1 protein-coding gene is annotated in these 1,755 nt (G+C 44.3%); it reads right to left on the bottom strand.

The genetic code is table 11. The features are described from left to right. Nucleotides 1-244: 244 nt before the first annotated feature. On the bottom strand, nucleotides 245-1,741 hold the full coding sequence (crtH, locus tag OGM63_RS02840) for a carotenoid isomerase (RefSeq protein ID WP_263744012.1): 1,497 nt from the start codon (nucleotides 1,739-1,741) through the stop codon (nucleotides 245-247). Between the last annotated feature and the right edge of the window lie 14 nt (nucleotides 1,742-1,755).

Below are 1,755 nucleotides of genomic sequence, written 5' to 3'. Positions count from 1 at the left end.
TAGAGACGTAGCTGGAAAAGATGTAGAGACGTAGCTGGAAAAGATGTAGAGACGTAGCTGGAAAAGATGTAGAGACGTAGCTGGAAAAGATGTAGAGACGTAGCTGGAAAAGATGTAGAGACGTAGCTGGAAAAGATGTAGAGACGTAGCAATGCTACGTCTCTACAAAAGTTCTGGGTAACGCATAATAAGCATAGCGGTCGATGTCTATTAGATTTCTTGCACTCATTCTTTGTTTTCGCGCTTAATCTAACCCTAAATCTACAGCAATGCGATGAGCGCAGGCAAACCCGGAAAATGCCACCGCATTCAAACCCTGACCGGGAAAACTACTATCCCCCACACAATAAAGTCCGGGAATATCTGTACGATTAAACGGCATTCCCAATAAACCCCGCAACTTGCGTCGGGGAATTGGTCCATAAGTGCCATCAACACGACCTAAAAAGCGACGATGCGATCGCGGTGTTCCCACCTCTAAATAATCCAATCCCGCATCTATTCCGGGAAAAATCTTCTCCAAGCGGTCAATAATTCCCCACGCAGCTTCTTCTTTCTTTGCCTCATACTCACCCGCTGATAAATTCTGCCAATCTCCAATCCAGTGCGGCGTGAAAGCGTGAATTATATCATAACCTGTCGGTGCTAAATCTGGGTCAAGCAGAGTGGGAATTGAAACAAAAGTTGTTCCTTCTGCATCTGCCATTTTTTCCCAGTCTGAAAGCAAAATGTGATGGCATTCTGTCCCCTTCGGCAACACCGAATTTTTTACCCCCATGTGCAAACTGAGAAAACTGGGCGATTTTTTATAGCGTTGTTGCCACTTTTTTTCACTAATTGGTATTTCTTCTGCTGGTAGTAAATTTTCAAATGTATCCCAGCGTGTAGCATTAGAAACTATGCGTTTTCCCAGGTATATTTTACCGTTAGCCAGTTCCACGCCCACGGCTCGTTGATTTTCTTGAATGATTTTTGTTACTCTCGCTTGATAGTGAATCTCACCCCCAGCTTTTTCTAGACCCTCAACTAGTTTTTGGGCAATTTGTCCCACCCCACCTTTAGGGTAGTTAACTCCTCCATAATGCCTGTCGGAGAAAACCATTCCCGCATTAATCATCGGTGTCATGTCCGCAGTCACCACAGACCAGCAATAGCACTCAATATCGATAAATTTTAATAATTCCGGGTCTTTAATATAGCGTCGTGCCACATCTCCGGCATTTTGGGGCAGATACTTAGCTAAACCGAGACACGATAGTGGGTGCTGGAAAAATGACCGCAACAAATACCGAGGTTCTTCTAGAGACAGCAAATCCATGCGATTGAGGCAATTAAAGACTTTCCAACATTCGTCATAAAAACGACGAATTCCTTCTTTTTCATGAGGAAATTTGGCAGTCAGGTTTTGCAAAAATTTATCATAAACTCGATCAACTTTAAGAGAGAAGTTGTCGGGCAGATGATAATGAATCTGCACCGGGTCGGGAATAGTCTCTAAGCTGACATTTACAGCGTCAAGAGCACGTTTTAATAAGTTAGTGGTGCCGCGATCGCCAAACCCGAAAATCATCGACGCTCCAACATCAAATTTATAGCCTTGCCTTTCAAAGTAACCAGCACTACCACCAGGAATTAGATAACGTTCCAGCACCAGCACTTTAGCACCCTTCGCGGCTAGCTGAGTTGCTGTCACTAAACCACCAATTCCAGAGCCAATGACGATTACATCGAATGAGGGAATGGGGAAGCGTGGTG

Source organism: Plectonema radiosum NIES-515 (assembly GCF_025753815.1).
GTDB classification, from domain to species: Bacteria; Cyanobacteriota; Cyanobacteriia; order Cyanobacteriales; family Nostocaceae; genus Hassallia; species Hassallia radiosum_A.
Note: the sequence above shows the minus strand (reverse complement) of the source record. Positions and strands in the feature narration are given on the sequence as shown.